This window comes from Desertivirga brevis, from assembly GCF_017355835.1.
This window is the reverse complement of sequence record NZ_JAFEWF010000019.1, coordinates 1-7,423: the sequence shown is the minus strand read 5'-3', so window position 1 is coordinate 7,423 and position 7,423 is coordinate 1. Positions and strand designations below refer to the sequence as shown.

General features: G+C 41.6%; 6 protein-coding genes. 5 read left to right on the top strand and 1 reads right to left on the bottom strand.

Annotated elements, in window-relative coordinates; genetic code table 11:
* The 4 genes from J4N25_RS26625 to J4N25_RS26610 form a co-directional block, all read left to right on the top strand.
* On the top strand, positions 1 to 765 hold a 765-nt coding region (locus J4N25_RS26625; RefSeq protein ID WP_242696043.1), incomplete at its 5' end, for a transketolase.
* 127 nt (positions 766 to 892) lie between these two features.
* A complete protein-coding gene (locus J4N25_RS26620) occupies positions 893 to 1,855 on the top strand; it encodes a transketolase family protein (protein WP_207424941.1) in 963 nt (320 codons plus the stop codon).
* 183 nt (positions 1,856 to 2,038) lie between these two features.
* The gene (locus tag J4N25_RS26615) at positions 2,039 to 2,203 is read left to right on the top strand and encodes a hypothetical protein (protein ID WP_207424940.1); all 165 of its coding nucleotides are present in this window, start codon (positions 2,039 to 2,041) and stop codon (positions 2,201 to 2,203) included.
* Between the two features lie 999 nt (positions 2,204 to 3,202).
* A complete protein-coding gene (locus J4N25_RS26610) occupies positions 3,203 to 4,081 on the top strand; it encodes an ROK family protein (RefSeq protein ID WP_207424939.1) in 879 nt (292 codons plus the stop codon).
* Between the two features lie 65 nt (positions 4,082 to 4,146).
* On the opposite strand, the gene J4N25_RS27235 is transcribed toward J4N25_RS26610, so the two are convergent.
* The gene (locus J4N25_RS27235; RefSeq protein ID WP_207424942.1) at positions 4,147 to 4,410 is read right to left on the bottom strand and encodes an alpha-L-rhamnosidase C-terminal domain-containing protein; all 264 of its coding nucleotides are present in this window, start codon (positions 4,408 to 4,410) and stop codon (positions 4,147 to 4,149) included.
* 375 nt (positions 4,411 to 4,785) lie between these two features.
* On the opposite strand from J4N25_RS27235, the gene J4N25_RS26600 reads away from it, so the two are divergent.
* On the top strand, positions 4,786 to 7,423 hold a 2,638-nt coding region (locus J4N25_RS26600; RefSeq protein ID WP_369410888.1), incomplete at its 3' end, for a ligand-binding sensor domain-containing protein.

Genomic DNA, 7,423 nt, shown 5'->3' with positions numbered 1-7,423 from the left:
TCGGGCCACCCTGGAGGTTCACTAGGTTGTACCGATTATTTGGTAGCCCTGTACTTCCATATCATGAAACACGATCCCAAGTTTAATATGGATGGTAAAGGTGAAGACCTGTTCTTCCTTTCCAATGGCCATATTTCTCCGGTGTTCTATAGCGTACTTGCCCGTTCAGGATATTTTGATGTAGCAGAACTGGCTACTTTCCGTAAGCTGAACTCAAGGTTACAAGGTCACCCAACTACACACGAAGGTCTTCCTGGTATACGTATGGCTTCTGGATCTTTAGGTCAGGGCTTATCGGTAGCTATCGGTGCAGCACAAGCTAAAAGATTAAATGGTGATGATTCTTTCGTTTATACCCTTCACGGGGATGGTGAATTGCAGGAAGGACAGATCTGGGAAGCAGCGATGTATGCACCTCATAACAAGCTGGATAACATCATCGCTACGGTGGACTATAATGGACAGCAGATCGATGGCCCGACTGAAAAAGTACTTTCATTAGGTGATCTTCATGCTAAATGGGCAGCTTTTGGATGGGATGTAATGGATGCTGACGGCAATGATATGGAAAGCATCATCGCTGCTTTGGAAGAAGCTAAATCAAGAAGAGGAAGCGGTAAACCAGTAGTGATCCTAATGAAGACTAACATGGGACATGGTGTTGATTTTATGATGGGATCTCACAAATGGCATGGTGTTGCTCCTAATGATGAGCAGTTACAACAGGCTTTGGATCAGTTACAGTCGACATTACAGGATTATTAGACCCTCAGCTTTGAGAGGCCAGCTATGAGCTTCCTGCTCAAGCAAAATCTCGAAGGTTGATAGATGAACTTGAAACATTAGCATAGCTTACGCTAAAAGCTGGTGGTTCATATCTCACAACTTAAAAATGAAGAAATACACTTTTACAGAAAAGAAAGATACACGTTCAGGATTTGGAGCCGGCTTATTGGAAGCTGGTAAAAAGAACCCTGAGGTAGTGGCACTGTGTGCCGACTTAGTTGGCTCACTAAAGATGGAAGCTTTCATTAAGGAGTTTCCTGAACGATTTTTCCAGATCGGTATTGCAGAAGCAAACATGATGGGTATTGCTGCTGGTATGACTATCGGAGGTAAAGTTCCTTTCACAGGTACTTTTGCTAACTTCTCTACCGGTCGTGTTTACGATCAGATCCGTCAGTCTATCGCATATTCAGATAAGAACGTGAAGATCTGTGCTTCTCACGCAGGTTTAACCCTGGGAGAAGACGGAGCAACTCACCAGATCCTGGAAGATATCGGTATGATGAAAATGCTTCCCGGAATGACAGTGATCAACCCTTGTGATTACAACCAGACTAAAGCAGCTATTATGGCTATCGCTGAGCACCATGGTCCGGTTTACCTGCGTTTTGGTCGTCCGGTAGTTCCCATCTTCACTGATCCTGATCAGAAATTTGAGATTGGAAAAGCATGGATGGTAAACGAAGGCGCAGACGTAAGTATCTTCGCTACAGGTCACCTGGTATGGGAAGCCATTCAGGCAGGTGAAAAACTGGCAGAATTAGGTATCGATGCAGAGATCATCAACATCCACACCATAAAGCCATTAGACGCAGAGGCAGTGCTGAAATCAGTAGCTAAAACAGGCTGCGTGGTAACAGCAGAAGAGCATAACCGTTTAGGCGGATTGGGAGACAGCATCGCTCAGCTCCTTGCTCAGCATAATCCAACTCCACAAGAGTATGTAGCAGTAAACGACAGCTTTGGCGAAAGTGGTAAACCTGCAGAACTGATGACCAAATATGGTCTGGATGCAGAGCATATCGTAAAAGCAGTTCACAAGGTAATTGAAAGAAAATTGTTAAGCTAGGATCATGATTTGATTTATCCGGCTATTAAGACGACTTCCACAAATGAGAGAGTCAATTGTGGAAGCTGTTTGTAGGTCCAGATTGGAAAGCAGGCTTCGCCCTTGTTTAGAAGCAATGTTCGAAGATTTGTAAAGTTTGAAAATGGATATTTATTACTTGTTATAATTTAAAATAGTTTTAATATGAAAGGTCTGGAAACAACTAAAATTAATGGGCTTAAAAAGAACTCTGTTGAAAAGCCAGATGAGGGCTTTAAAAAGACGATCTGCAACTTCGTTCAGATCTTTCCCAAGCCTAAAAACAAAAGTCAGAAGCGAACGACGAAGAATAGTAGTGATGGAAAGTGAAGGACAGGAATACGATCACTAACCGAATCCTCAAGCCTGCATAATTATTACTTCTGTTCTCTCCGTCAATCAAGCTATTTATTCATTGACTTAATCTTACAGCCAGACCTTGCGTCAATGGAAAAAATCCCTTTCCATTGCAATACCCCCCTTCTTATAATAAGACAAACCTCGGGACCATATAAATATTAACAACTTGTTTACTTAATTTAATCCTGCTAATTAAACGGGCTGTTGTCTTGTCAAAAATGATAACTAACCTAGGAGTCAATTCAACTACAGCACACTTAACAGAAACTAATATTTTGAAGGATCTGCACAATATCGCAGAAATTGACCGTTCCCTGTGCTTTTTCAACAAGCATATTAAGCTTCTTTTGAACGTATAAGACTTCTAAAATTCCGGTGGAAGGAAAGTTTGCCGTTTGCCTTTTGTCGGGAAATGGCAGTAACATTATTTTTTTCCTTAGTCAGTCAACACAAATTGTAAAGGAGATTGTTTATCTAGAGTATCTGTATCTGTACTTTTAATGATCGGAACATATTAGTATGAGGCATGAAATTCTCTTGCATCTGGTATAAAACCGGACAAAAAAAATCGCCTCTACTGAGAGGCGATCTAACCAATTTATATAACCTATAGTGTTTCAGAGTCTTTAGGTGACTCTTAGAGCTGGGTGCTCCCTCAACTAACCTATTACAAAAATAAGGGCTACCTCCGGTTTCATCGGTTACATATGTTTCTAATTCAGTCACATTTGTTAAGTGTGATAAATCTTTTATTTTCTAAAAAAATCTGATTCTTAGGTCAACCTTCGATACCCCTTTGAGTTTCGGGCATCGCCGATTTAACATCTCTTACATTAAAAACGGCGATTCGTGATACTCGTTCGCTGTCAAAGGGGCTATAATTGGGTACTTCAATTATAGTATCACCTATCTGTATCAATGTAACCTGAATTAGTAGGTGAATGAACGAGTTTATATAAAGGATGAGTCATGGATAAATTAACATTTATAGGGGCAGCGGTAGAAGATCAATATATCTCTGCAGGAATTGTGGATTTTACTGAAAGGAAAGTAGCAACAAACACTTTAAGACGCAAGCGGGTAGATCCCAGAGCTACATCTGAAGAAATAATTAACAAATGGGCAGACTGTCTTTCTGAAGTACTCTCTTTAAATAAAGACGGAGAGGTGAGAATCGGGTTAGGAATTCCTAATCTCGTAGATTACCAATCAGGTGTTTATCTTGATACAGATCCAAACCGGTACGGGAGCCTGAAAGGTCAAAACATTAAGAAGCTTCTTGCCGGAAAGTTGGGATTGTCAGAGGAGGACATTCTGATAAGGAATGTGGATGCGAATTTTTTTCAGGGAGAGATTTTTGCTGGTACTGCCAGGGGGTATCAACGCTCATTTGGTATCACACTAGGTGCCGGTCTGGGTACTGCCAGATATCGTAATGGTATTGTTGAAGACGCTAATTATTGGAAAATGCCTTTTGAAGATTCTATAGCTGAAGACTATATCTCTTCAGGGTTTCTTTTGAAACGTTTTGCAAAATTATCAGGTATCGAAGTAGGGGATATTCCAGAGATGAAACGGTTCTATCCCGACCCATCTGTTGAACTTGCATTTCAGGAGTTCGCTTATTATCTTGGAAAATTTATTGTTCAGGTATCAACGCTGGAGAGTCCTGAGGCTATTCTGATCGGGGGGCAAATGGAAAGCTCCTATCGTTTCTTCTTTGATCACGCGGTAAACTTTGCAAGGAATGAGGGAGTGAAAATCCCTATCATTAAAGCAATACTGGGGGAACGGGCTTATGTTATAGGAGCAGCCTCTATCTGGAGTGAGGTCTTACTTCATTCCTAATCAAAAATCTAAGGCCATCTAAACTCTGTTTAGATGGCCTTAGATTTTTCTGAGGTAAGTGATTACTAAAGCGTCGGATATTTTTTAACTTGTATTTGATAAGAAGCCGGCTGTAACTCAAATCCAAACTTGCCGTCTTTTACTCCCAGATAACTCACTCCTGAATTCCTGGAAAGTCTTCTTTTTTGTATCCTAATATCCTTTTCCGACTTGGCAGACAAGTACATTGTTGCAGAAGTATTCGCAGGAATCACAAAATTGTATTCGTAATCATCTGCGTTTAAACTCCAGATTCTCTCAATTCTTCCATATAAGGCTGCAGACTTAATTGCCGTATTCCGGTAATTAAGAGATTAAGTCAGCAACAACCCGTCCTGACTCAGGTAGACTTCAGTTCGTAACTCAACAGTTCGTTTTTTCGTGGAGAACGTACTTAGAGCTGTGGAGGTGACTAGCTAATTTTTACTGAAACGGAACCCGGAAATATAATATACGTATAACATAATTTTAACATTCATCGCTTCCGACACAGGTAGCGTGTAACCAGTTTATTTATAGTGCTAAAAAGCAAAATTAAGATGTGGAAGTTGAGGTGTTTTTATTGCGTTGTTTTTTTTCTTTTGCATTCCATATCGGTTTTTTCCCAGGAGAGTGATCTTAATTTTACAAATCTTAGTAGTAGGCAGGGGTTGTCCTCGAATCACGTGAATGTTATTCTCAAAGATCACTATGGTTACATGTGGTTTGGCACAGATGACGGATTGAATAGGTTTGACGGTAAACAATTCTCTATCTATCGTCATAAGGATAAGGATACTACCAGTATTTCTTCCAGTGAAATACTGGATCTGTTTGAAGATGAAAAGGGAAATCTTTGGATAGGAACAGGAGACGGCCTTGTACGCTATAATCGTACGAAAGATTCCTTCATCAACTATAAGAATGTTAAAGGGTTCCCTGTTGTTTCTGTAACCAGTGGCACCAAAGATGATCTTTGGCTGGGTGTTTTCGGAGGTTTAGTTATTGTAAATTCTAAAACGAACAAAACTTTTTATCCGGATTTAAAAAAGCAACTGGGACTGAATGTATTGCCTGGCTCAGCCGGTAAAGTTTTCAGGGATAAAACCGGGAACGTCTGGTTGGGTACAAGTAGCGGTCTATATCAATATTCTCCTAAAAAAAATGTATTCAAGAGGTATCTGCATGACGATAATGTCAGCTCTAGTCTTGCTGGTAATTCTGTCAACTGTTTTGCTGAGGACGCAAAAGGCAACATATGGGTGGGTACTAACAGAGGCTTAAGTATGCTGGCACCGGGGAGTGACAGGTTTATAAATTACAGAAATGCACCTACCAATGCTAACAGTTTAAACAGTAACATTATTTATTCGATTGCTGTTGATCAGGATAACGCAGTATGGGTGGGAACCGAAGAAGGATTAAATATTTTAAATCCATTGAACGGAAGGGTCAGGCGGGTAGAGCCTGATCCGAAAAAACGTTATAGTCTTGTCTCCCGGGCAGTAAAATCCATCGTAATAGATAAAGATAATATATGCTGGGTGGCAACTTTCCGGGGTGGGATAAGTAAATACGACAAGAACCTGCCCTTCTTCAATTACCGGCAAAGTAATCCTTTTGATCCAACTGGTTTAAAAGCCCCCGTGGTAACTTCATTCGCCAAAATTGACAACTCGGGAATTTACGTGGGAACCGATGGTGGCGGTCTGAGCCTATTCAATCCTCATACCTCCCTTTTCCAGCATTTACCTCTCTCAAGTTCTGATAGGGGAAAAGCTGTACTGGCTATGGAAAGTATAGGCTCTTCACTTTGGATCGGAACTTACCTGGATGGCTTATTTATTTACGACCCCAAAACTCGTAAAAGCAGGCAGGTAACTGGCGGAAAGGGACCGGAAAGTATTAGTGGCAGTGATGTTTTTTGTATAAAAGAGGATAGCCGGGGAAATGTTTGGATTGGAACGAACGGTCAGGGGGTGAGCGTATTTGATGCTTCCAAAAAGACCTTTCATCAGTTCAGTGAAAGCGAAAAGGGCGTTCACACAAGTATGCTTAGTGGTTACATCAGGGCTATCGGGGAGGACCGGAGTGGGAATATCTGGATTGCTTCACGCGGTGGCGGGATTACCGTCTACAACCGGGTGGTACCTTCATCCTATGTCTTAAATAAGGCTAACAACGGCTTGCCACATAACAATGTGAGCTCCATTTGCCGGTCTTCGGACGGTTCCATGTGGGTAGGAACGGAAGGTGGCCTGGCCCGCTATGATGAGAGTCGTAGAAAGTTTGTTGCCTACCGGGAAGAAGATGGCCTGGCCAACGAGGTGATACAAAAGCTTCTGGAAGATAACCAGGGTAAGATCTGGGCGAGCACCAATAAGGGAGTAAGCTGTCTGGATCCGAAGTCGAAAAAGATCAGGAATTATTCATATTACAACGGCCTGCAACAAAGTCCTTTTGTATTAGGTGCCGGAATAAAGTTGGCGGATGGTACACTGTTTTTTGGGGGCAGTGACGGATTTAATTATGTAAATCCGGCCAGTCTGCGTAGTAACAGCAATAGTCCCAAGGTAGTATTAACGGATCTTAAAATCTCCAACAGAAGCATTCTTCCATCTGAGGATGCAGAAATAAAGGAGAATATCTCCATAGCCAGGGAGATTAGCCTGGACTATAAACAGAACTTTTCATTGACTTTTGCAGCCCTTAATTTCACATCTCCGCATGAAAACAAGTATTTGTACAAGCTGGAAAGGTTTGATAAGGACTGGAATGATGTCGGGCATTCTAATTCGGCTGTCTATACCAATCTTGATCCGGGAACTTATACCTTTTATGTAAAGGCAGTTAGCGAAAGCGGCAGTTGGGCTAGTCACACTTACTCTATTGTTATTCATGTACACCCTCCTTTTTACATGACCTGGTGGTTCAGAATTGCAGCAGCTTTAACTATTATTGGTGCGGTTGTAGCTTTCTATAAATTCAGGGTAAGGTCTATTAAGGCTCAAAAAGCTCTATTGGAGGAGGAAGTAAAAGTTCGTACGGCAAAGATTGCAATGCAAGCTAAGGATTTGCAGGTTCTTAACAACGAACTGCAGAATCACGCGGAAGAATTACAGACACAATCGGAAGAATTGCAGAATCAGGCAGTCGAACTTAGACTTATTTCGGAGTCAGAACAAGCTGCAAGATGTGAAGCAGAAAAAGCAAATCAGGCAAAAAGCGTGTTTCTGGCCACGATGAGTCACGAAATAAGGACACCGATGAACGGAGTAATCGGGATGGCCTCCCTGCTTGCCCAAACTCCTTTGGACAATGAAC

Bases quoted from the DNA above. Each gene is read 5' to 3' on its own strand.
- J4N25_RS26610 (WP_207424939.1), top strand. From the start codon at position 3,203: ATGGATAAATTAACATTTATAGGGGCAGCGGTAGAAGATCAATATATC.
- J4N25_RS26620 (WP_207424941.1), top strand. From the start codon at position 893: ATGAAGAAATACACTTTTACAGAAAAGAAAGATACACGTTCAGGATTT.
- J4N25_RS26615 (WP_207424940.1), top strand. From the start codon at position 2,039: ATGAAAGGTCTGGAAACAACTAAAATTAATGGGCTTAAAAAGAACTCT.